The following is a 23,640-nucleotide window of genomic DNA, read 5'->3' on the forward strand; positions in this document are numbered from 1 at the left end:
CGCACACAGTAGTACTGTCAGGAACGATATCTTTCATGCCAAGACCTACAAAACGGCTAAAAGACAGGCGGTCGTTAACCTGCTCTTCAACTTCTCCGTCACTCAGACCATACCAGGTGCGGAGTAATTCAATCTTGAATAAAACAAGGCTGTCATAGCTTGGCCGGCCAGTAGACTTACAGCCTTTTGTATAAGCCACTTCTATTATAGCACGAATAGGTGCCCAATCAATGACTGTGTTTATTTGTGAAAAGAATGTCTGCTTGACCTTTCTTTGACCAAGGAATAGGTCAGCAAAACTGGGAGAGGATAACTTCTGTTTCATACTATAAAGGCACAAAAAATATTTAAGAAAGATAAATTATAGGAGGAGTTTTGCAGAGGTCTCATATTGTTATTTTCCTGATGCGGGAGTCTTTTTATTCAACCTCTTGAACACATCCTTAAAATATTTGGCCCGTTGAGTTTCTTTTGCTTGTGGAGCTGGAGCCTTTTCTCTACTGAACCAGAATGCATTAAGACCTTCCGGACTTTCCAGACTCCAACCTTGCCACTCGCGGAAAGCATGGAAGCACCAAGAGAAATTATTCTTCTCGAAGATATCTATAACATCTTTAAACCAATTGATAGCCGAATTTACAGGTGCCCATGTGATGACACTGAATTCACCGATCAAGACAGGAACTTTATATTCAGAGGCAAAATTTGTCAGGGGCTTGAGTTCAGCTTCTAAGGTTGCTTTGTTACAATAAGTTTCTTCCTTTTCCCACCAATGGTTTTTGGCCTTTCCCGGGTATTCTCTTTTGAAAGAAGCAATGGCTTCTTCATGAGTCATTGTTTTGGAATTGTATTCTCCTTTATATAATATTCCCTGACAAGCAAAGGTTTCAGGGCAATAGAAATGAAGACTGTATACCACCCGCTTGTCTTTCTGAATAATCTTTTTCTTTTCTTTTTGGAAGGTTTCTGCCACCAGACCGGGTTGGAAAACAATCCATACGTTTTTGTTAACAGTGCGAATTGCTGTTATGATATCGGGTACCATAGCCAACCATTCCTGCACCGCAGCTCTGCCTTTCTCGCTGGGCTCGTTGAAAAGATCATATCCCCATATCTCATTTTCGTATTCTTTTTTTGTAAAATGCTGTGCAATGTTCTTCCACATCCGGATAAGAGCATCTTTCATTTCCGGATGATTTGCCCAAAAACCACGCTGGTTGTGGTCGTCTAATGTTGGTACTTTTCCGTTTACATAGATAGGAGGCTCATGCAAGTCTAGAATAACTTTTACATTTACACTTTGTGCAGCACGTACTTTTTCTTCTACCAAATTCAGATATTCCGGCAAGGTTGCCCATAAATCTTTTCCCTTTTTCAAAGCATAAGTTGCTGGGTTAAGTTGCAATCTTATGACGTTGGCGCCCCAAGTACTCAAATCTTTGATTGTTTGTGGGTGTAGTCCGTTAGCAGTCTGAACCATGAAGCCTCGCACTCTTGGGGGGGACGTTACTACTACCGGTGGGTTAGGGGGATTAGGGTTGGGATTAGGTGCAGGAGGTGTGTCTGGGGTATTCTTATCACCGCAAGCAAATAGGATTGGCAACATAAACAACAATGCAATAATTTTTTTCATAATTACAGTTTTAAGTTAATAATTAAAGTATGAACAATGCTATGTTCTTCCTCATAATTTTAGTTCTAAGTATTGTTAATTAAAATGAGACTATAACCGTATTCTGTTCAACAGACATATTAATTTTGATTAGCCTTTTACTAGTATATTAACGTGAGTTCGACGAATTCTCGTTATGTTAATAGCATCTTGAACATGAACGATAGCCTTCACTTCGTGCAGAACTTAAAGATGTGCGAGAGTAGTTTCCACGCCACAATGCAGGACAAGATGTTCGTGAATGGTAACAAGAACCTGTAGGAGTGATGTATACAACCCGACCTACTTTAACAGAGCGGGTAGATCTTTTCTTATGGACACTTGGCTTACGGGCTTTCGAACGCTTACGAGCTTTCCTCCCCTTATACTTCATTTGCGTCTGCAAACTAATGTTTTCTGTGCGGGTTGTAGATGTCGTTTCATACGTAAAACTACTTGTGCCTATTAGTGTTGCCACGAAAAGAAGAACAGAAAATAGATGTCTCATAATTTTGTTTATATTTGTTATTAATAACGTGAGTTTGATGAATTATAAGTGTCTATAAATTTGGTGATTAGCGAAATTTGTTGTAATTTTAAGGTGTTGATATATAGAATTACAAACAAAAATCGCTATGATCACCGAAGACAAAATTACTGAAATATTTTGTATGGCAGACGACTTCTGCAAGTTTTTTGACGCTATGATAGCAAAATATACGCTAAAACCTACCGGGAAAAGAAAATATCATCGCAGTTCTACGATGTCAGAGGCCGAAGTCATGCTGATAATGATTCTTTTCCACGACTCCGGTTATCGCTGCTTTAAACATTTCTATCTTGAAAAAGTATGCAAGCATCTTCACCATCTGTTTTCCAAGCGCGCCTCCGAGAACCGTTTAGTAGAATTGGAAAGGGAGGTAGCCGTACCCTTAACCTTGTTTATCAAGAAGGTCCTCTTGGGTAAATGCACGGGTATAAGCTTTGTTGACAGTACACCATTGCGTGTCTGAAAAAACCAGAGAATACATATTCACAAAGTTTTCAAAGGCATAGCCCAAAGAGGAAAATGCGCTATGGGTTGGTTCTTCGGTTTCAAATTGCATTTGATTTGCAATGAGAAAGGAGAACTTCTCAACTTCATGATAACGCCGGGAGATGTTGATGACCGTAAGCCTTTGGAGCACAAAGCATTCATAGATTTTATATATGGTAAGCTAATCGGTGACAAGGGGTACATCAGCAAGAACCTCTTTCAAAGGCTTTTTGTTGATGGAATACAGCTTATAACCAAATTGAAAAGTAACATGAAAGGAGCTTTAATGAGTGTTTCAGACAGACTTTTACTCAGAAAAAGAGCCATTATAGAAACGGTGAATGATGAACTTAAGAACATTGCACAAGTAGAGCACTCCAGACATAGATGCTTTGACAATTTCATCGTCAACTTATTAGGAGCCATTGCCGCCTATTGTCTGTTTCCAAAGAAGCCTTGTATTAATAATGTACAAAGGACTATGGACACACAGCTTGCATTGTTCTGAATTCGTCGAACTCACGTTATAATAGGTGAAATTTCTGACATATCCAAGTGTTTTGAGAACTTTGTTTCTCAGGCACTTGGAGTTCTCACAAGAATTTATGCTGCGGAATTAAGGAGTTATATACTCTAATAACGTTTCCGATTCGGATTTATTGTATACCCGTTGTTAATACCCTTATAAGAGTGTTCGTCAATACCCTTGTATGGGTGTTCACTGATACCCTTATATGACTAATATCACGAGGCTTTATATTACCTTTTAATTGGGGTGGTATAAAGGTCTTCATCTATTTTTCTTCCCCTCTCATCAAACAGTGAGTATATCCTCTTTAACTCTGATATAAGCATTTGCTCGAACGTTTCCCATTGGAATAGGGAGGTTGCATCGTCTCTATCACAATAGTGCACGGTGCTTGTTCTTTTATCTATATAAAGATAAGAACCGTCCCAGTCATAACCGCCTATAAAGAAATGGTCGTCTGCGGCATTTCGAGGTCTTTCCCGAATGTTTGCCGTAATAATCGAAAACGGTTGGCGGCTTTCATCAGTGCTTCTTTTATAGTTTCTTCTTAACCCGTCTAAACAAAAGGTTCCAACCAATATGTCTAACCCATTGCTTACATCTAACAAGAATTTTTTATAATCGATGGGAATTCCCATGCCCAATTCTTTCTCCAATGCTTGGACATCGTTCTTACTTAGCGGAGGATACAGGGTGTTTAGCCAAGCCTCGGGGGCTATATGGGGCGCTTTTCCTATAAGGATTGCACCGGTGGATTGGGATTCTTCAATACCCTGGTTCTGAAATCTATAAATTAAATCCCTATATGTTTTATTCATATTCTATTTTTCTATATACGCTATACTATTTAACGTGAGTTCGACGAATTATTAATGTCTATAAATTTGGTGATTAGCGAAATTTGTTGTAACTTTAAGGAGCTAAAATACAAACAGTTATAAACAAAAATCGCTATGATCACCGAGGACAAAGTTACTGAAATATTTTGTATGGCAGACGACTTCTGCAAGTTTTTTGATGCAATGACAGCAAAATATACGCTAAAACCTACAGGAAAAGGAAATATCATAGAAATTCTACAATGTCAAAGGCCGAAGTCATGCTGATAATGATTCTTTTCCACGACTCCGGTTATCGCTGCTTTAAACATTTCTATCTTGAAAAAGTATGCAAGCATCTTCACCATCTGTTTTCCAATGTTGTTTCTTATAACCGTTTAGTAGAATTGGAAAGGGAGGTAGCCGTACCCTTAACCTTGTTTATCAAGAAGGTCCTCTTGGGCAAATGCACGGGCATAAGCTTCGTTGACAGTACACCATTGCGTGTCTGCAAAAACCAGAGAATACATATTCACAAAGTTTTCAAAGGCATAGCCCAAAGAGGAAAATGCTCTATGGGTTGGTTTTTCGGTTTCAAATTGCATTTGATTTGCAATGAGAAAGGAGAGCTTCTCAACTTTATGATAACGCTGGGAGATGTTGATGACCGTAAGCCTTTGGAGTACAAAGCATTCGTAGATTTTATATATGGTAAGCTATTCGGTGATAAAGGCTACATCGGCAAGAACCTCTTTCAAAGGCTTTTTGTTGACGGAATACAGCTTATTACCAAATTGAAAAGTAACATGAAAGGAGCGTTAATGAGCGTTTCAGACAGACTTTTACTCAGAAAAAGTGCATATAAAATCTGAAAAACGGAAAAATGCAGCGATAGCGTTATCAATCAAAGACTTAAAAGGACTTTTGGAAGTAGTGTAATGCCAACCGTGTACGGTCTTTGTGCCAAACAGTGACAGAGTTCCGTCTCCTATTCGTAACCCCTGCAAGGGTAAGAATGGATAGGTGGAAAATCAAGGAAATTCGCTCTGAAATAGGCTGTTAGGCTGAAAAATCCCATCCTTCGGTTTCTTATTCCGCGTTCCCCTCGATTTGCTTAGTGGACAACTGCTCCACAGTAAATAATTTTGCAAACGAAAGGAACAAAAGCAATGAGAAGTACATTTTCAGTCATCTTCTATTTGAAGAAGGACAAGGTAAAGAAAGACGGTACGTCACCCATCATGGGGCGCATCACCGTGGACGGTACGCAGGCACAGTTCAGCTGCAAGGTATCCATCAAGCCGAACCTCTGGGGTGTCAAGGGTGGTCGGGCCATAGGCAAGAGTGTAACGGCACGGGAGACCAACCGGATACTCGACAAACTCCGTGCAGGTATCACAAAGCATTATCAGGAAATCATGGAGCGCGACAGCTTTGTCACGGCTGAGAAAGTAAGGAATGCTTTCCTTGGCTTGGAATACCGTCGGCAGACACTCATTAAAGCCTACGATCTCTTCTTGGAAGACTATGTTAAGAAAGTCGAATGCGGCATGAAAGCAAAGAACACATTGTATAAATACCGTGCCGTGTATGAGCACCTGAAAGATTTTCTGCAATCACGCTACAATGTTCACGACATAGCTCTGAAAGAAATCCTGCCTACCCTCATTACGGATTTCGAGGCTTACCTACGTGCAGACTGCCGTTTGAGCCCCAATACCGTATGGCTCTATACTTTTCCTGTCCGCATGCTGCTGCATAAAGCTGTGGAGAACGGCTGGTTGACGCGTTATCCTTTTGCGGGTTATGAGATACACAAGGAGGAAATTGAAAAAGGCTTTCTCACCAAGGAGGAACTCGGACTGCTTATCAATGCCCCGAAGATGAACTTCAAACGGACGCTTATCCGCGATCTGTTCCTCTTCTGTGCCTTTACGGGGCTGGCTTATATTGACCTGAAGAACCTTCGGGAGGAAAACATCGTGTCCAACCCGCTCGACGGCAGTGTATGGATACACACCCATCGGCAGAAAACAGGTGTGGAAACGAATGTTCGCCTGCTTGACATTCCCCTTCAAATCATGAAGAAGTACAAAGGCCTGTGCGACGACGGGCGTGTCTTTCCCGTCCCGGCCTATAATTCCTGCAAAAGAATCTTGCGTACCGTCATGAGGATATGCGGTATCAGTAAACACGTTACTTGGCACATGGCACGCCACACGATGGCAACGGTGGTATGCCTTTCCAACGGCATGCCCATCGAGTCCGTCAGCAGCGTCTTGGGACACAAATGTATCTCCAGCACGCAGATATATGCCAAGATTACCAACGAGAAACTGAACAAGGAAATGAATGTACTATCTGAAAAACTTGCTGATATTGGTGAATTTGTCACCTCTGAGGCTTTCGTGTAATGATGTCAATACCTTTTATAGATATATCCGAATACAACACCTATAATATTATAAGGAGGAACGAACAATGAAACAACGAGACATTATTTATTTGAAAGAGAACGAATTTTTCATCACGGGTGCCGCCATTTGGATGAGCGAGTGGGAATTGGCGGAACTCTTCTACGCCACACGAGGTGAAATACGGGTAGCCATCAACCGCGTACTGAAAGATGGTGCGATACCATCCTGCCACAGCACGAGGTACATGTCTCTTGAAAATGGCTATGCTGCCGAGGTATATTCCTTGGAGACTACCATCGCCATTTCCTTTTATCTACATACGGGATTTGCGGCAAAGTTTCGCAGGTGGATAACAGAACGGATTACAAGGGACAACAAACAGGTAGCCTCCTTGCTACTCTATGTCGGTAGCGGGTTGGAATGCTGAACCGACAGGAATAGCTACACACAATCCGAGAAACGAAAAAGGATGGGCAACGGGCGGACGGTTTTCACCAGAAAAACTGTCCGCCCGAGTCGTTTTCTGTCAGTTTCATGTCTCTTTTGTCTCCGTAACGACGCCACAAGCTGCCACCAAGACGCAAAACGATACACCACCCGCCATAAAACGATAGCTTTGCATCGAACAAATAAAAAACAGAATTATATGGAAGTAGTAATCATTGAAAAAAGGGCATTCGAGAAGATAGTATCGGACGTCCTTGCATTGGCAAAGAAAATCGACACGCTCTCCGGTATGGATGAGAGAAAGTACGACGGTGCATGGCTGGATAGTGAAGACGTATGCCGTCGCCTGCAGATCAGTCCCCGCCGCTTGCAGACGCTCAGGACAAACCGAAAGATTATCTGCGCACAGATCGGGCGGAAATTCTATTACAGGGCGGAAGAAGTCGAAGCCTTTCTGCAAGCCCACAAGCAGGAAACACCCAAAACTTGACAGACAAGCATTTTCCCACTAAATCCATAAATGAAATGAAAGAAAACGTATTGACCGGACAGGATGAGCCGGTATTCTCCCTGCTTCGCGCTTTGGACAAGACCGGCAGGAACTTGAGAGTCTTCATGAAAGATTGCCGCCCGCTGCTCAACGGCGAGCGGTATCTCACAGACAAAGACGTGTCGGCACTGCTGCGAATAAGCCGCAGAACCCTGCAAGACTATCGCCGTAACGGCATTCTGCCGTTCTTCCGCTTGGGTGGTAAGATACTATATCGGGAAAGCGATTTGCAAAAGCTGTTGTCGGACAGCTGCAAGCCTTCTTTTAACTGCATCTCGGATAAATGAAAGAAAAAAGACAGGTGAGTCACTCGTGAGTCTCCCTTTGAGAAATAAAATCAGTTTTAGTTTTGCACAAAAAATGGAAATAGTCATTATAGAAAGCCGTGCCTATCAGGACTTGGTAAGCCGGATTGAAAGCATTGCCGCCTATATTCAAAGGCAAACACAGACCGCTATGGAAAAGAATGAAGACCACACCAAACGGTTGCTTACCACGCGTGAAGTCATCGCACGCTTGGGCGTAAGCAGCCGGACGCTTCAGCGTATCCGCAATGAAGGCCGCATCCGGTATGTCATCATTCGGGGCAGCTGCCGCTATCCTGCCCGCGAGATAGAACGCATCGGCAACGAAGGCATTGCTGGCATCCCTCCTGTCATGCAGGATCTAGAACTCTCTGATTCCGATTTACGGACGAACCGCAAATACAGCCGAAGACATGGAAACGTCAGATAAAGCATTTTTTGAGAAATGGATACAGCTACTGCTTGACAGACTTGACCATCTGGAAAAGCAACTGTGTCATCTCGGTAATGTCAGATCGGAGAAACGAGAGGACTCATCCTATTCCTCTTTGGAAGAACAGCTGCTTGACAATCAGGACTTGTGTCAGCTGCTGCGCATCAGCAAGCGGACGCTGCAACGCTATCGCAGCGAGGGGCTTCTTCCCTACCGTGTCTTGCAGCACAAGACCTACTATAGAAAAGAAGACGTTCGGGTTTTCCTTCAAAAATATATGCAGAAAGTGAATACCGACCTTTCGGACTTTCTGGACTTTCCAAAAACCGAACAGGGATAACTTATCATTCATTATAAAACAATAAAACAGAAGTAAGTAAAAATGGTAAAGAAAACAAAAGAACAGGACGTCTTGCTCGTCCGCGACGAGAAGACGGGAGAGATCGGTGTCATCGCCGGCCTCGGCAGTGACGGAACACCCAAGCGTGTGCCTCCGAAAGTAGAGCACGCACAGGACTTCCTGAAGTTCGACCGCGGGGGCGACATCTTGGACAACTTCTTCCTCAACTTCATGCGGCAGTGCAAGGAGCCCTCCCGCTTCGGCTTCTACCGTGTGGCGGCCGAGCAGGCGGACAAACTCATCGAAGTGATGAAAGACCTGCTCAAAAATCCCGAGGGCAACCGCGAACTGCTCGCCCCGCACAAAATCGACATGACGCCTTATCATAAGGCAGTACAGGAAGAACAACAACAAAGTCAACAGCAAAATCAACAACCCACAAATCCCACAGAAGAAATGAAAGAGAAACAAGAACAGCCGCAGGCAGCACAAGGTGCCGCCGGTCAAGAGAAAACGAATGACGGCAACGGTCAGAAAAAGGAAAGTACCTACAAGCCCATCGACGAGAGTAAAATCAACTGGCAGGAGCTGGAAGAGAAATGGGGCATCAAACGCGACGAGCTGGAGAAGTCTGGCGATTTGAAACGGATGCTCAACTATGGCAAGTCCGACTTGGTGAGTGTCGCCCCGAAGTTCGACGGGCAGACCTTCGAGACCGCCGCCCGCCTCGCCTTCAAGGTGCAGGAAGACGGCACGGTGCGCCTTGTACCGCACTTGGTGCAGACCGCTCCTAACCTCGACCTCGAATACAAGGGGCACCGTTTCACCGAAGAGGACAAACGTAACCTGAAAGAAACTGGCAACCTCGGCCGTATCGTAGACCTTGCAAACACCGACACGGGCGAACTCAAACCATCGTTCGTGAGTATCGACCGCCAGACCCATGAGCTGATCGATATCGCCGCCAACCGGGTGCGCATGCGCGACACCATCGGCAAGACGGTGCTCTCTGAAACAGAGAAAGCCCTGCTGCTGACAGGTGCGCCGCTCAAAGGCAAGGAGATTGAATTGGAGAACGGTCGCAAGTTTACCGTCACCCTGCAAATGAATGCCGAACAACGCGGCATCGAGTTCGTTCCCGGCAGCGGGCGCAGCCCGAGAAAACAGCAACGGCAGGACGGCAACACCACACAGGGACAGAAAAGCGGAAGTCCCAAGCAGCGCGAGAACCGTTGGACGACCGATGACGGCAAGATACGCCCCATCGGCAAGTGGAAGAACATTCAGTTCAGCGACGAACAGAAGAAGGATTACTGCCAAGGCAAAGCCGTCAAGTTGGAGAACGTACTCGACAAGAAAGGACAGCCTTGTACGATGTACCTCAAGTTCAACTACGATAAAGGCCGTCCCTTTACCCACAACCAAAATCCCGACCTCGCCCAAAACGTTGCCCCATCCAATGAAAGCCGCGTGCAGGTCGCCGTCAACAACGAGGGCAAGACCAACGAGGCGACCAAGCACATACAGCAGCCCATCGAGAAAGGACAGGTCGCCCCGAAGAACGAACAGCAGGCACAGCAGCAGAAGAATGAACCCAAGAAAGCCAAGGGCATCCGCATGTAGCCCCGGTGCCGACCACTAATATCCAATACAGTATCCATCATCAAGAAACAACATCAACAATAAAAAGAAAACAAAATGAAGACAATCATTGCAGAAAAGCCGAGCGTCGCCCGCGAGATAGCCCGCGTGGTGGACGCCCGCAAACGGGAAGAAGGTTATTTCACGGGCAACGGCTATGCCGTGACGTGGGCATTCGGACACCTTGTGCAGCTCGCCCTGCCCGAAGCCTACGGCATAAAAGGCTTTAACCGCGACGCCCTGCCTGTCATCCCCGATGCGTTCAAACTTATCGCCAGAGCAGAAAAGACGGAGAAAGGCAACAAACCCGACAGCGGCGTGCTCAAACAAATCGACATCATCAGGCGGCTCTTTGAAGAGAGCGAACGCATCATCGTGGCGACCGATGCCGGACGAGAGGGCGAACTCATCTTCCGCTATCTCTACCAATACATCAACTGCCACACGCCTTTCGACCGCCTGTGGATCAGCTCGCTGACCGACAAGGCCATCCGCGAGGGACTCAATAACCTGCACAATGGGGCGGACTATGACAACCTCTACCTTGCCGCCCGCGCCCGCAGCGAAGCCGACTGGCTCGTGGGCATCAACGGCACGCAGGCGCTCAGCCTTGCCGCCGGTCGGGGCACCTACTCCGTCGGTCGTGTGCAGACACCCACGCTGGCGATGGTCTGCGCCCGCTATTGGGAGAACAGACGCTTTACGCCCGAAACCTTCTGGCAGCTCCATCTTGCCGTGAAAGGCGAAGGGGAAGAGGTGGTGAAGTTCACCTCCGAGGAAAAGTGGAAGGACGGCGACACGGCAAACGGCCTTTACAAGCGTATCAAGGAAACATGCAAAGAAATCCGTATCGTACAGGTAGAGTGTAAGCAGAAAACCGAAGAGCAGCCCTTGCTCTACGACCTCACCACGCTGCAAAAGGAAGCCAACAGCCGCTACGGGCTCACGGCGGAGCAGACGCTCGCCATTGCCCAGAAGCTCTACGAGGCCAAGCTCATCACCTATCCACGCACGAGCAGCCGCTATATTCCCGACGATGTTTTCGAGACCATCCCCAAGCTGCTCGAAAAGCTGCAACGCGACGAACAGTTGGGAAGCCATGTCAGCCGTTTGGGCACGCTCGCCCGTCGCAGCGTGGACGCGGGCAAGGTGACCGACCACCATGCCCTGCTCACTACGGGACTGCACCCCATCGGCATCTACAAGGACGAGCTGACCGTCTACCGCATGATTGCCACGCGAATGGTCGAAGCTTTCTCTGCACCCTGCGTCAAGGAAGTCACCACCGTCAGGGCAGACGTATTGGCGAGCGATGGCGAGAAATACTGCGACACGGCGTTCACAGTCAAGGGCAGTATCATCTGGCAAGCAGGTTGGCGCAGTGTCTGTGGCGATACAGACAGCGACACATTGCTGCCAGATTGGAAGGAGGGCGATTTACTGTCCCTTTCCGCCTGCTCCATCACAGAGGGAAAGACCAAGCCCCAACCGCTCCACACCGAAGCGACGCTATTGGCCGCAATGGAGACGGCTGGAAAGGAGATTGAAGACGATACCCTGCGGCAGGCCATCAAAGATTGCGGCATCGGTACGCCTGCCACCCGCGCCGCCATCATCGAGACGCTGCTCAAACGCGAATACATGGTGCGTGTGAAAAAGACGCTTGTGCCCACCGAAAAGGGACTTGCACTCTATTCCATCGTCAAGGACATGGACATCGCCAACGTGGAGATGACGGGCAGATGGGAGGCCGAGCTCGCACGGATAGAACGGGGCGAGAAAGCTGCCGCCGACTTCAATGCCGAGATAGAAGCCTATACGCGCCGGATAACCGCCGACCTGCTCGTCTCCGAAAAGCTTTTCCGCGCCCGTGAGACCACTTTTGCCTGTCCCAAATGCGGTAAGGGCAGCATGCGTTTCTACGCCAAGGTGGTCAAGTGCGACAACGAAGCGTGCGCCCTGCCTGTCTTCCGGCAGGTGGCGGGTAAGCTGCTCTCCGACAAGGAAATCACCGACCTGCTCACCGAGGGGCGTACCGCCGTGCTGCACGGTTTCAAAAGCAAGCAGGGCAAATCCTTCGATGCAGCCCTTGCCTTCGACGAGGAGTTTAGAATAAAGTTCATCTTCGATGATACAAAAAACAAGTCAAAGGGTAGGAAAAACGGAAAATAATGCGTACTTTTGCCACTGTTCACAGTTCATAAAGCGTTTTCTTTCTTTAGATGACTGTTTTATTACTTTACTGTGGATTTAGTGGTTGGCACTCGGTGGGGACACCGGGTGCCTTTTGTACATATCCCGTTTCTTCTCTTTTACTTTCCATTATGGGAATGCTCCTCTTTCCCGTATCTCTTCAAGACTGTTCAAATAGGGAGTGCGATGCAAGAGCAACCGAGTCTGTCGAATTATCCTCGTGATGAGAAATATTTCTCTACACGATGAGACGAAATTATCTTCACGATGAGAAATATTTTTCATCACGAGGATAATTCGGAAGCATCAGTAGAAGAGCTATGAGAAGTGCAGTAGGAAAGCAACAGCTTTATCTATAGGGAAGCAAACGGGAACCAACTAAACAAACAGCATCATGAAACAATCAGACAATGGGCAGGAGCTGTCCTATTACGGGCTCTACCTGCGACACTATCTTCAAGAGAACAGATTTCAGCAGGCTTCGGATGCCGATTTTATCAACAGTCGTGCCGCCCTTGCTGCTGAAACGTTCGGACGGGCACGGTGCGAGGGCTATTCCGTTGACGGCGCACAGGAGCTGGCGATGGGGGCTTTGCTCGACGGGCTGCACCGCTCGGCTTATGCGCTGCTTACGGACGTGCTCGAAAACGAGTTCGAGGGCGAAGTGCCTTTGGAAACCCGTGAGGTTATCGCCGAGGCGTTGCTGCCGCAGGTAAGGCAGCTGTGCACGCAGAGTGAGCGCACGGAGGAGAGTCTTTACACCGAAATCACGGGAATGGTCGTACTTTATCTCGAACGTCATGGCATTTAACAGGAAAGCAAGACTCTCGGACAATATCGAGGCGATACGCACCGCCTTTACTTTGGACAGAGAACATCGCGTGCCCACCGCCGAAGAGCGACAGGCATTGGAACGTTATTGCGGTTTCGGCGGGTTGAAGTGCATTCTCAATCCCGCCGGCAGTCTGGCGGACGCCGCGCAGTGGACGAAGTCCGACCTCGACCTCTTTGCGCCCACGGCGGAACTGCACCGGCTGATCCGCGAGAACAGCCCCGATGAACGGACATACAAGCGATACATGGACAGCCTGAAATCCTCCGTGCTTACAGCGTTCTATACGCCTACCGAGATAACGGAGACCATCAGTGGCGTACTTAAAGAAAACAGTATCGCCCCTCTTCGTGTGTTGGAACCCTCCGCCGGTCGCGGTGCGTTTGTGGATGCCTTTTTAAGGGACAACCCACAGGCGGAGGTCATGGCATTCGAGAAAGACCTGCTGACGGGCAAGGTACTCTCGCATCTTTATCCCGAACAGCGGGTGCGCATCGAAGGTTTTGAGCGGATAGAAAAGCCTTTCGAGGGATATTTCGATGTGGCAGTATCAAACGTTCCCTTCGGCGATGTTGCCGTGTTCGATGCGCAGTTCGAGAAAGGCTCGGCGGTGCGCAGGGCGGCAGCCAAGAAGATACACGATTACTTCTGCCTGAAAACACTCGATACGGTGAGAGATGGCGGCATCGTCGCGCTCCTTGTTCCGCAGGGCGTGCTGAATGCCGACAGCAACAGTGCCGTGCGCCGGTTGATGCTGATCCAAGCCGACCTGCTCTCCGCCGTGCGCATGCCCAACAACCTTTTTACTGAGAATGCAGGTACGGAGGCTGGCTGTGACCTGCTCGTCTTACAAAAACATATCGGTAAGGAGGAACTTTCGGAAGACGAAAAGCTGCTGGCTGAGCCTGCGAGAGACAACCAAAATGGCATCCCGACGAATGCGTATTTCCTCCGCTATCCCGACCGTATCGTCCGTACCGAAGAAAAGCGCTCCACCGACCTTTATGGCAAGCCGGCAATGGTCTACCTGCACGAGGGCGACGTGGAGGGTATCGCCCGTGACCTACGCAGAATACTGTCGCAGGATATCCAAATGCGATTGGACTTGCAGCGATATGGGCAGGAGGTGAAGATGGAAGAAAAAATACAGCGTGCATCTTTGCAAAGAACTTCTGTACAGAATGTTTTGGCTTCTCCTGTGCAGGCACAGACAGCCCGTGAGAAGACAACTTCTGTTAAAACGGCAAACCAGAAATCGCAGGAGCAGGCAAGTTCTCCCAATCCCGTGCTGACCTTGTTCGACCTTTGGGAGTTTACCGCAGCAGAACAAAAACAGGCTACAACGGGCAAGAAACAGAAAAGGGAGAAAGCGGAGAAGACAAAGCTAAAGGCAAAAGAGAAAGCTGCCAAGAGCAAGCCCAAGGAAAGAAGCCTGTTTGATGCCGCGCCGAAGTCGGAAACAAACGACCTCTATGCCGGACTCGACTGGGAGACCAATCCGCCCATCAACGGCTTTTATGAGGTGATGATGGACATGACACCTGAACAGCGGGCAAAAGCCTTACAGGTAGGCAGGCAGGAAGTGCAGATGGATAAGGATACCATTGTATCAAGGGAGCGTGCGGAGGACACTCCTACTTTGGCACCTTCAAAAGAAGAAATGCTCGTGCCCCGTGCGCTGACACAAAAGCTGCAACCCCATTACAAGGAGGGTACGCTTGTGGAGGAGTATTCCTTGGACTATGGCAATCAGATCGGCGTGCTCAAAAACCTCACACCCTACGGTGCAACCTTCTCTCCGCTCGATCTACCTCTTCTGCTCAAAGAAAAGGCGCAGGCCTACATTCATGTCCGCGACACCTACGAAAAGTTGTATGCCTACGAAGCCAAGCAACAGGAAGAAAATGCCTCGCTGCGCTCGAACCTGAACACCTACTACGACGAGTTTGTCATGCGTTACGGTGTCCTCAACGCCCCACAGAACGTGGGGCTGGTGCTCATGGATGCAGGCGGCCGAAACCTCCTTGCCATCGAGCGCGAGGAAAAGGGGCGACTTGTCAAGTCGGACATCTTTGTGCATCCCGTGTCGTTCTCCGTGCTGCAGACAGAGCATACCGATAGTCCGGAGGAAGCCCTCTCACTTTCACTCAATCGCTACGGCAGCGTGGAGCTCGGCTATATGCAGGAACTGACGGGCAGCAGCGAGGAGGAACTGCTTGCTGCGCTCAAAGGGCGTGTATTTTTCAATCCACTCGCCGGTGGCTATGAAATCAAAGACCGTTTTGTAGCGGGTAATGTCATCGCCAAGATAGAAGATATCCGGCAGTGGCAGCAGGTACATACGGAAGTAGACAGCCGCGTGGACGAAGCTCTCGCCGCATTGGAAGAGGCCGTCCCCGAACAGATACCCTTTGATGACCTCGACTTTAACTTCGGGGAGCGGTGGATACCCACGGGCGTGTTTGCCGCCTATATGTCCCACTTGTATGAGACGGAGGTCAAAATTGCCTACTCGCCCTCGCTCGATGAGTTCTCGGTAAGCAACACCCGCACGAACGTGAAAATCTACGAAGAATTCTGTGTCAAGGGTTACTATCGCAGCTACGACGGCATGTCGCTTTTAAAACATGCCCTGCACAATACCGTGCCCAACATGATGAAGTGCGTCGGCAAAGACGAGAACGGCAACGACATCAAGGTGCGCGATGCCGAGAAGATACAGCTGGCCAATGCCAAGATCGACGAGATAAGAAACGGTTTTACCGAATGGCTGGAAGCACAGTCGAAAGAGTTCAAGGACAGGCTTACCGACCTCTACAACCGTAAGTTCAACTGTTTTGTACGGCCGAAGTACGACGGCTCACATCAAACCTTCCCCGACCTCGACCTCAAGGCGCTCGGCGGCAAGTACGGCATCTCTGCCGTCTACCCTAGTCAGAAGGACTGCATCTGGATGATCAAGCAGAACGGAGGCGGCATCGCCGACCACGAGGTTGGAACAGGAAAAACGCTCATCATGTGCATCGCCGCCCACGAGATGAAACGCCTCTCGCTGGCCCATAAGCCGATGATTATCGGACTGAAGGCGAACGTGGCAGAGATAGCCGCAACGTACCGGACTGCCTATCCCCAAGCCCGCATCCTCTATGCCTCCGAAAAGGATTTTTCTACGCAGAACCGCGTACGCTTTTTCAATAACATCCGCAACAACGACTATGACTGCATCATCATGAGCCACGACCAGTTCGGCAAGATACCGCAATCGGTGGAGATACGGCAGAACATCCTGCAAGAAGAACTCGACACGGTGGAGGAAAACCTCGATGTGTTGCACGGGCAGGGACGGAATATTTCCGTTTCCATGCTTAAGGGGTTGGAAAAACGCAAGCACAACCTGCTGGCGAAGCTCGAAAAGATAGAGCATGAAATCAACAGCCGCAAGGACGACGTGGCGGACTTTGCGCAGATGGGCATCGACCACATCTTCGTCGATGAGAGCCATCAGTTCAAGAACCTGATGTTCAACACCCGACATGACCGCGTGGCGGGACTGGGCAACAGCGAGGGAAGTCAAAAGGCACTCAACCTGCTTTTTGCCATTCGTACGATACAGGAGCGGTCGGGCAAGGACTTGGGGGCGACGTTCCTTTCGGGCACGACCATCTCCAACTCGCTCACAGAACTCTATCTGCTCTTCAAGTATCTGCGTCCCAAGGAGCTCGAACGGCAGGACATCCGATGCTTCGACGCGTGGGCGGCCATTTTTGCGAAGAAGACCACGGACTTCGAGTTCTCCGTAACGAACAACATCATTCAGAAAGAGCGTTTTCGGTATTTCATCAAGGTGCCGGAGTTGGCGGCGTTCTACAACGAGATCACCGACTACCGCACGGCTGAGGACGTGGGCGTTGTCCGTCCCGACAAGCATGAGATACTGCACAACATCCCGCCTACGCCCGACCAAGAGGTTTTCATTGGGAAACTCATGGAGTTTGCCAAGTCGGGCGATGCTACGATACTGGGACGTGAAAAGCTCTCGGAAACGGAGGAAAAGGCAAAAATGCTCATCGCAACAGACTACGCGAGGAAGATGGCGCTCGATATGCGCATGATCGATCCCGCCTACGGCGACCATCCCGATAACAAGGCGTCCCACTGCGCCCGGATGATAGCCGAGTATTACCAAAGATACGATGCACAGAAAGGTACGCAGTTCGTTTTCTCCGACTTGGGCACCTATCAGCCCGGGCAGTGGAGCGTTTACAGCGAAATCAAGCGCAAGCTCGTGGAGGACTACGGCATCCCTGCCCATGAGATACGTTTTATACAGGAGTTCAAGAACGAAAAGAGCAAGAAAGCAGTCATCGAGGCGATGAACGATGGACGGGTGCGTGTGCTCTTCGGTTCCACCTCCATGCTCGGTACGGGTGTGAACGCTCAGCAGCGTGCCGTGGCGGTGCATCACCTCGATACGCCGTGGCGGCCGTCCGACCTTGCACAGCGCGACGGACGGGCGGTGAGAAAGGGCAATGAGATCGCGCGGCTCTATGCCGACAACAAGGTGGACGTCATCATCTATGCAGTGGAAAAGTCGCTCGACAGCTACAAGTTCAACCTGCTGCATTGCAAGCAGACCTTTATCTCGCAGCTCAAAAGCGGGGCGATGGGAGCTCGTACCATCGACGAGGGGAGCATGGATGAGAAGTCGGGCATGAACTTTTCGGAGTACATGGCGATTCTTTCGGGCAACACCGACCTGCTCGACAAGGCACGGTTAGAAAAGAAAGTCGCCGCTTTGGAGAGCGAACGCAAGTCGTTCAACCGCGCCAAGCACGAAACCCAGAACGGACTTTTGGAAATGACTAACCAGTTGGCTTTCGACAGGGCGGCAAAGGAAAAGATGTCGGAGGACTGGAAGATGTTCGAGGCGGCGGCAGCGAAAGACAAGGACGGCAACTATCTCAATGCCCTCGTGCTCGACGGTTTTCCCTCACGGGATGAGAAAGCCCTCGGTGCGAAGTTGCAGGACATTGACAAGAATATAAACACGGGTGGTGCACCGCAGCGTATCGGCGAGCTTTACGGCTTTGAGGTGAGCGTGACTACGGAGCGGGTATTGAGCGAGGGGTTGGAGCTGACACAGAACCGCTTTTCCATCAAGGGCAACTACAAGTACACGCACAATCACGGGCAGATAGCCAAGGCGGATAAGGAAGCGGCGGCAAGGAACTTTTTACGCGCGTTGGAGCATATTCCGCAGACGATTGCGCAATATTGTACGCGCATTGAAGAGCAGGAGGAAAAAGTGGCACAGATGCAGCCCATCGTGTCGAAGGAGTGGAAGAAGGAGGACGAACTCAAAGGGCTCAAATCCGAATTGGCTGCCTTGGATAGGAAGATACAGTTAGATTTGGCTCCGCCAACACTGGAAGCGACAGAAAAGGCCGTGGATGTGGAGAGGGTTACTATTGAGGAACAATCCACTTATGAGCATGGAATTACACCATTTCCTCGAAACGCTACGAGTGAAGGAGAGAGAGTGAAAGGGATCAGAATATAATAGTATATAACGATATTATCTTACGATAACATGAAAAAGTTAATGTTTACGCACTCTCCAAAAATTGTCTTATAGGACTTTTCAAAAAGCCTTATAGGACAATTTAAATTCTCTTATAAGACATTTTTACACCCTCTATTAAAGTTAAAAAAATGACTAAGAAAGAAAGTACACCTATAAGAAGCTTTATGAAATCTATTTTGTCATCATTCATTCGCGGAAATCCGTTGGAGACGTACCCAAATGCTTATGTACAAAACGGCTGAAATAGGCAGGTGAAGAGAACTCAAAAAGGTCGGAGATTTGTGTAAACGACATCTCTCTTTCTTGCAGCAACCGGCGAATATGGATGGTTGTGAAACGGGAAATCCAATAGTTAGCGGTTTTTCCGCTCACACTCTTGCATATCTCGGAGAGATACTTGGGAGTGACGCAGAGCTTGTCGGCGTAATACCCCACTTCACGTTTCTTTACATAGTCGCCGTGCTCCAGCATCTGCATAAAGCGGGCGATAATGTCGGCATCTTGAAAAGATATGTTTGCTAAGCCGTTTTGCGAAGAGTGAATATCGAAGAAATCAAGAAACATCATCTGTGTGGCGCAGATCAATACATCTTCTTGAAATGGATTTTGCTCTTTAAGTAGTCGGTTTTCAATTTGAAGAAAGTCTTGACGAAGTTGTTCAAACCTTTCTTCGTCCATTTGCATCACCGGGCAAGTATAAAGTGCCAATGTACCTCTGATGCCATAGTTGCTGCGTGGTGTGCATCGTTCCAAGAACTCAGGACTGACATAGATGCACATCACCTCAAAGTCGGCTGTACATACCATCCGTTCCATCACTTGTCCGACAACAATCATTGCCTCGCTGGCTTTTAGTGAGAAACTGCGACCATCAATCATAAAATCCATACGCCCATGGGTACAGATGATGTGTGCCACATGTCGATTCAAATCTTCTGAACAAAGTCGGTCAAGATGGTGGTCGACAATCAGATTATTTTCATTGAATGCCATAAGATTTCTTTTTTCACAAAGATAATAAAATATCCTTGCATGTAGAAAGTTTATAAAGAAATCTTATGCCATTCAACGTTTTTTCTTAGAGGTACTTCCCAAAGAAAGTCAGAAGTTCACCTACGTTTTCTTTCACATATTTGTCCATATCATACATTTCAAAGTGCGTGGCACCCTTAGTGAGATGAAAGAATTTTGGTTCCGGAGCATTCTCAAACATCTTCTTTGCCCCTGCCGTGGTGAAAGCCTTTTCTCCTGCGATGACAAGATAAGGCACTTTTAGTTCTTTCACCGTTTCTGTGGGGTGGAACTTGTGCCACGCCAATTGACTCCATGCCGGTGTAGGACAGGCCTGAACCGCAGCACCACGATCGGGATTGCGATAATAGGCTTCGCCTTCACTGCCCTTGATAAGGTCAAGCCGCTCCACGTCTCCGCCCTTTTCGAACATAGATTTCATTTTTAAGAGCGCATCGTCGGAATGAGTTCGGATATCTTCCATCATAATAAACGGAACAATACTGGCTATTGCTTTCACACGTTTATCATTTCTGAAAGCATTGGGGACATACACGCCTGAGCCACAAATGCCTACGGCACCGATATGATCTTTATCTACGAAGTTGAGTGTTTGCAGATAGCTCACTGCCGAACGCAGGTCAGCACCCTTTATCTCCGGGTCTTCATAACCACGCGGATGTCCCTCGCTTGCACCGATATAACTATGGTCGAAAACCAGCGTGGCATAGCCTGCCTCTGCCAATAGTTGCGCATAGAGGCTTTGCGTCTGTTCTTTTACGCTGTACATGGGCCCGCCTACGATGATAGCTTTCAGCCTTTCACCCTGCTTCCATGTACGTGGACGATAGAGAATACCTGCCAACACAAATCCGTTCTCCTGCTGTGTGAATACAACGGGCGTACGGTCTACCTTTTCGATAGGTGCTTTGCTCACTTCCAAATTCTCTTTTCCTACTGTCGTTTGTGCCGTTATCGTTGCCGAGGAGAGCAATGCTCCGGCCAAAAGAATGTTTCTTACTTTCATGTCTTTATTGTCTTGAATGTTTCATTTACATTTGTCTCACTTGATAATGCAGCCACACGCAGCCCGCTTCGAGTCGCTCCACATTGATCAAGCGGAGGGATTGCCGGGAAAGTTCGTCGGCTGTTTCGCCGCGATGGTCTATGATGGACGGCGCACCCTGACGGCCGTCGAGCTGTGGACTGACAACGATGCTCAGTTCGCTGACTAATCCCACCTGAAAGAAGCTGCCGTTGGTGATGCCTCCGCCTTGCAATGAAACGCGGCGAATGCCAAAATCATTGTAAAGCGTCTCCATAGCCTTGCCTATATCCGTGCCATCTTTTCCGGCAAAGACATAGCTGATTTGCATATCTTCCAGAAACTCCAAGTAGTCGGCACTCACGTGCTCGCCGAGCACGACAATGATGTTGTCGCCGCGCAACCGGTTATCGGTGAAGCGCACATCGCCGTCGGGCACCAGCGCAATCATTTGTCGTCGGCTGCCGCAATCGCCCACGAACGTGCGCAGTTGGTCGGGATATGCCACATGGTAGGTACAACCTTCAAACCGTTCGGGGAAGAACTCTTTCACCGTCCGCGTACCGAACAGCCATGCATCGGTGGCTAATCTCTGCCCTATGGTATGATATTGCGCCGTTATCTCGTCGGCATTGTATTCCTTGTCCGGAGCTGTCCAGCGGCTGTTGTCCACCTTCCCGTCTACGGGAGCCATCATGTGGCAAATGATTTGCGGTTTCATTTTTTTCTGCGTTTGTATGCCTGTTTGCTATTTCTTTATAATCTTCTTGCCATTTACAATGTTGATGCCTTTTTGCAGGTTACTGCGACGCATGCCTTCTATGCTGTATATGGTGTCGCCCTTTGTTTGGCGCACCGTATTTTGCCGAACGCTTGTTGTACCTGTCTGTTTTTGCCAAAACTTCACGGCATCGTTCAGCCAGCCTTCCGCTACTGTTCCCTGTCCCAAGCCGAAGCCGTGAGGCAAACCGTCGTAGGCGTGAAATTCGGTGTCGATGCCCAGTGAAGAGAGCGTTTGCAGGCGGCGTTGCATGATTTGCCACGAGGCGATGCCATCGGCCGTGCCCACACAGGCATAAGTGGGTGCGTCGGCAGAAGATGTGGCGGTGTAGCCCGTGTATTGCATCACCACGGCGGCGGCCTGCGCAATGTCCGTTCTGCCCGTCAGTCGGCGAAGATTATCGGCATTGCCCAATGTGGCAGCCATGCGTGCGCCGGCACTTCCGCCCCAAAGCGAGTAGCCATTGGTACTTACGCCCAGCTCTGCGGCATGGTCGTGTACGAAGGTGATGGCGCGTGCCAAGTCTTCCATGGCCGTCTGTGCACCGGGCCGATAGATTAAGGCAAAAGCATTGTAGCCCTGCTTGCTCAGTTCCAGTGCGTGCGGATAGCTGTCGTGCATTGCGCCAACGTATGCAAAACCACCGCCGGCGTTGCAGATGGCAAAAGGCGCACCGGCTTTACCCCGGAAGAAGAATAGCCCCGTGTTGCGTTTGCGTGGGTCGGCAGCTTTCTCCTCGTCGGTGTAGATATTGTAGAAGATGCGCTCGCCCGCGTCGGCATGATGCTTCATATAGTTTACAATCTCGACCGTCTTGTCGGCATTGATGTGGCTGTACCACGTCAGTTGCAGTTCTTCGAGTGTTTCGCCGCTCCAATAGCCGCGGTCTGCGGGGAATATCAGCCGCCCGAAACCGTTGAACGCAGGGGCTGCCATTACATCTTCAATGCGACTTGTCCGTGTATACAGCCCACCATTTGCGGGAAAGAAGAAAGGCAGCGCATGGTAGCAAAACTCCCACACGGCATTGAAATCGTGTCGTCCGCCCGGCTTTTGATGATAGGAGAAGTTGCTGCTGTTGAATGTTTCGGTCAGTTCGGCCATCGCCAATGCCTGATTGTGTGTCTGAGGCAGGCGTACGTCGTCGCTGCCCACGGCATACCACACGTAGAAATCGTTTTTATAAGGCGATGCATTCACAAGGTCGGCAAGGAACTGCGCCGTCTCTTTTGGTCGGCTTGCCCCGCCAAACATTTCGATGTGCCAGTTGTCGCCGCTCATGGGCAGATACCACTTTGTGTAGGGAAACGCCTGCTCGAAGACATACCACGTGGTGATGGCGCCCAGCGAGAAGCCGCCCAACGCACGATGACCGCGCGATGCCAGCAGTCCCGCCTCATCGGTTGTTTCGGCATAGGTGCTGTAACGGCTCTCCACGGCGGGCACAAGGTCGTTTACATATTCGTTGGCAAACACGGCAGCCTCGCGCGTGCTCTCGCCCCAGTCTTTGGCTCGGTTATCCTTGTCCCATGTCGGCGACACGGCAATGAAGGGCCGCGTGCGTCCCTGCGCTATCAGGTTGTCGAAGAGATGCTTCATCTGTTGCATGCCGGGTCGCCCGAAATAGTCTTCCGCCGTGCCCGTCCAGCCGTGCAGCAGATAGATGATGTCATACTTCTTCGCCGCGTCGTAGCCGTAAGGCAGATAGATGTAGGCCGGCTTGCGTGTGGCGGGCCGGTCGGCACGGGTATAATCCTTTGCGTCGTAGTGCATCAGCTCCACGCGTCCCTGCTCGGCGGCAGGCTGAAAGTAGGCCGACGGCACGGGGGTAGTGGGTTGCATCACGGTTTTCACGGGATCGCCCCCATTGATGTTATCATGCGCGTTTGCCTCTTCCGAACAAGCTGCACAGCAGAGTGACGAGGCGGCAAACAGCATACAGGTTGATATTGACTTTTTCATCTTTCGTTACTTGTTGGTTACGACTGCAAAGGTAGGCAGAAAACAAGAAGCCGTCTTTACACAAA

General features: G+C 49.2%; 17 protein-coding genes and 2 pseudogenes. 12 read left to right on the forward strand and 7 right to left on the reverse strand.

Annotated elements, in window-relative coordinates; all coding sequences use genetic code 11:
* Nucleotides 1-325 (reverse strand): IS5/IS1182 family transposase (locus tag H164_RS0112590; protein ID WP_019968953.1); only part of this gene is annotated, 325 nt, incomplete at its 3' end.
* Nucleotides 326-394: 69 nt separating this feature from the next.
* A complete protein-coding gene (locus tag H164_RS0112595; protein ID WP_019968954.1) occupies nt 395-1,633 on the reverse strand; it encodes a glycoside hydrolase family 5 protein in 1,239 nt (412 codons plus the stop codon).
* Nucleotides 1,634-2,286: 653 nt separating this feature from the next.
* Between H164_RS0112595 and H164_RS15280 the strand changes: the two are divergent.
* Nucleotides 2,287-3,195: pseudogene (locus H164_RS15280) on the forward strand (IS982 family transposase).
* Between the two features lie 251 nt (nt 3,196-3,446).
* Here H164_RS15280 and H164_RS0112605 read toward each other — a convergent pair.
* The gene (locus tag H164_RS0112605) at nt 3,447-4,034 is read right to left on the reverse strand and encodes an SMI1/KNR4 family protein (protein WP_009231908.1); all 588 of its coding nucleotides are present in this window, start codon (nt 4,032-4,034) and stop codon (nt 3,447-3,449) included.
* A 135-nt stretch (nt 4,035-4,169) separates the two neighbouring features.
* On the opposite strand from H164_RS0112605, the pseudogene H164_RS14685 reads away from it, so the two are divergent.
* The 11 genes and pseudogenes from H164_RS14685 to H164_RS0112665 form a co-directional block, all read left to right on the forward strand.
* Nucleotides 4,170-4,894, forward strand: a pseudogene (locus H164_RS14685) (IS982 family transposase); the annotation flags it as partial.
* A gap of 309 nt (nt 4,895-5,203) precedes the next feature.
* The gene (locus H164_RS0112615) at nt 5,204-6,448 is read left to right on the forward strand and encodes a site-specific integrase (RefSeq protein ID WP_019968959.1); all 1,245 of its coding nucleotides are present in this window, start codon (nt 5,204-5,206) and stop codon (nt 6,446-6,448) included.
* A 67-nt stretch (nt 6,449-6,515) separates the two neighbouring features.
* A complete protein-coding gene (locus H164_RS0112620) occupies nt 6,516-6,878 on the forward strand; it encodes a hypothetical protein (protein ID WP_019968960.1) in 363 nt (120 codons plus the stop codon).
* A gap of 219 nt (nt 6,879-7,097) precedes the next feature.
* Nucleotides 7,098-7,388 carry a helix-turn-helix domain-containing protein gene (locus H164_RS0112630; protein ID WP_019968961.1) on the forward strand — a complete coding sequence of 97 codons (291 nt, stop codon included), beginning with the start codon at nt 7,098-7,100 and terminating at the stop codon, nt 7,386-7,388.
* Between the two features lie 35 nt (nt 7,389-7,423).
* Nucleotides 7,424-7,735: a helix-turn-helix domain-containing protein gene (locus tag H164_RS0112635; protein ID WP_019968962.1), complete on the forward strand. Its 312-nt coding sequence runs from the start codon at nt 7,424-7,426 to the stop codon at nt 7,733-7,735.
* A 73-nt stretch (nt 7,736-7,808) separates the two neighbouring features.
* Nucleotides 7,809-8,183, forward strand: coding sequence for a helix-turn-helix domain-containing protein (locus H164_RS0112640; protein WP_019968963.1), 375 nt, complete (start codon nt 7,809-7,811; stop codon nt 8,181-8,183).
* Nucleotides 8,167-8,526, forward strand: a complete 360-nt coding sequence (locus H164_RS14690) for a helix-turn-helix domain-containing protein (RefSeq protein ID WP_019968964.1) — start codon at nt 8,167-8,169, stop codon at nt 8,524-8,526. Before H164_RS0112640 ends, H164_RS14690 begins: the two co-directional genes overlap by 17 nt.
* A gap of 42 nt (nt 8,527-8,568) precedes the next feature.
* Entirely contained in the window at nt 8,569-10,149 is a 1,581-nt protein-coding gene (locus tag H164_RS0112650; protein WP_019968965.1) for a DUF4099 domain-containing protein, read from the forward strand.
* A gap of 75 nt (nt 10,150-10,224) precedes the next feature.
* Nucleotides 10,225-12,339, forward strand: coding sequence for a type IA DNA topoisomerase (locus tag H164_RS0112655; RefSeq protein WP_019968966.1), 2,115 nt, complete (start codon nt 10,225-10,227; stop codon nt 12,337-12,339).
* 415 nt (nt 12,340-12,754) lie between these two features.
* Complete coding sequence (locus H164_RS0112660) at nt 12,755-13,171, forward strand: DUF1896 family protein (protein ID WP_019968967.1); 417 nt, start codon at nt 12,755-12,757, stop codon at nt 13,169-13,171.
* A complete protein-coding gene (locus tag H164_RS0112665; RefSeq protein WP_019968968.1) occupies nt 13,161-18,752 on the forward strand; it encodes an N-6 DNA methylase in 5,592 nt (1,863 codons plus the stop codon). The genes H164_RS0112660 and H164_RS0112665 overlap by 11 nt, the downstream gene beginning before the upstream one ends.
* Nucleotides 18,753-18,962: 210 nt before the next feature.
* On the opposite strand, the gene H164_RS0112675 is transcribed toward H164_RS0112665, so the two are convergent.
* The 4 genes from H164_RS0112675 to H164_RS15285 form a co-directional block, all read right to left on the reverse strand.
* Complete coding sequence (locus H164_RS0112675) at nt 18,963-19,769, reverse strand: AraC family transcriptional regulator (RefSeq protein WP_019968970.1); 807 nt, start codon at nt 19,767-19,769, stop codon at nt 18,963-18,965.
* A gap of 85 nt (nt 19,770-19,854) precedes the next feature.
* Nucleotides 19,855-20,814 carry an alpha/beta hydrolase gene (locus tag H164_RS14955; protein WP_019968971.1) on the reverse strand — a complete coding sequence of 320 codons (960 nt, stop codon included), beginning with the start codon at nt 20,812-20,814 and terminating at the stop codon, nt 19,855-19,857.
* A 25-nt stretch (nt 20,815-20,839) separates the two neighbouring features.
* Entirely contained in the window at nt 20,840-21,553 is a 714-nt protein-coding gene (locus H164_RS0112685; RefSeq protein ID WP_025830353.1) for a dihydrofolate reductase family protein, read from the reverse strand.
* Between the two features lie 27 nt (nt 21,554-21,580).
* Nucleotides 21,581-23,575 (reverse strand): alpha/beta hydrolase-fold protein, encoded by a 1,995-nt coding sequence (locus H164_RS15285; RefSeq protein WP_019968973.1) that lies wholly within the window; start codon nt 23,573-23,575, stop codon nt 21,581-21,583.
* Nucleotides 23,576-23,640 lie beyond the last annotated feature (65 nt).

Source organism: Segatella maculosa DSM 19339 = JCM 15638, assembly GCF_000382385.1.
Taxonomy (GTDB): domain Bacteria; phylum Bacteroidota; class Bacteroidia; order Bacteroidales; family Bacteroidaceae; genus Prevotella; species Prevotella maculosa.

Coding starts and splice junctions, on each gene's coding strand:
- H164_RS0112595 (WP_019968954.1), bottom strand. CDS start 1,633: ATGAAAAAAATTATTGCATTGTTGTTTATGTTGCCAATCCTATTTGCT.
- H164_RS0112605 (WP_009231908.1), bottom strand. CDS start 4,034: ATGAATAAAACATATAGGGATTTAATTTATAGATTTCAGAACCAGGGT.
- H164_RS0112615 (WP_019968959.1), top strand. CDS start 5,204: ATGAGAAGTACATTTTCAGTCATCTTCTATTTGAAGAAGGACAAGGTA.
- H164_RS0112620 (WP_019968960.1), top strand. CDS start 6,516: ATGAAACAACGAGACATTATTTATTTGAAAGAGAACGAATTTTTCATC.
- H164_RS0112630 (WP_019968961.1), top strand. CDS start 7,098: ATGGAAGTAGTAATCATTGAAAAAAGGGCATTCGAGAAGATAGTATCG.
- H164_RS0112635 (WP_019968962.1), top strand. CDS start 7,424: ATGAAAGAAAACGTATTGACCGGACAGGATGAGCCGGTATTCTCCCTG.
- H164_RS0112640 (WP_019968963.1), top strand. CDS start 7,809: ATGGAAATAGTCATTATAGAAAGCCGTGCCTATCAGGACTTGGTAAGC.
- H164_RS14690 (WP_019968964.1), top strand. CDS start 8,167: ATGGAAACGTCAGATAAAGCATTTTTTGAGAAATGGATACAGCTACTG.
- H164_RS0112650 (WP_019968965.1), top strand. CDS start 8,569: ATGGTAAAGAAAACAAAAGAACAGGACGTCTTGCTCGTCCGCGACGAG.
- H164_RS0112655 (WP_019968966.1), top strand. CDS start 10,225: ATGAAGACAATCATTGCAGAAAAGCCGAGCGTCGCCCGCGAGATAGCC.
- H164_RS0112660 (WP_019968967.1), top strand. CDS start 12,755: ATGAAACAATCAGACAATGGGCAGGAGCTGTCCTATTACGGGCTCTAC.
- H164_RS0112665 (WP_019968968.1), top strand. CDS start 13,161: ATGGCATTTAACAGGAAAGCAAGACTCTCGGACAATATCGAGGCGATA.
- H164_RS0112675 (WP_019968970.1), bottom strand. CDS start 19,769: ATGGCATTCAATGAAAATAATCTGATTGTCGACCACCATCTTGACCGA.
- H164_RS14955 (WP_019968971.1), bottom strand. CDS start 20,814: ATGAAAGTAAGAAACATTCTTTTGGCCGGAGCATTGCTCTCCTCGGCA.
- H164_RS0112685 (WP_025830353.1), bottom strand. CDS start 21,553: ATGAAACCGCAAATCATTTGCCACATGATGGCTCCCGTAGACGGGAAG.
- H164_RS15285 (WP_019968973.1), bottom strand. CDS start 23,575: ATGAAAAAGTCAATATCAACCTGTATGCTGTTTGCCGCCTCGTCACTC.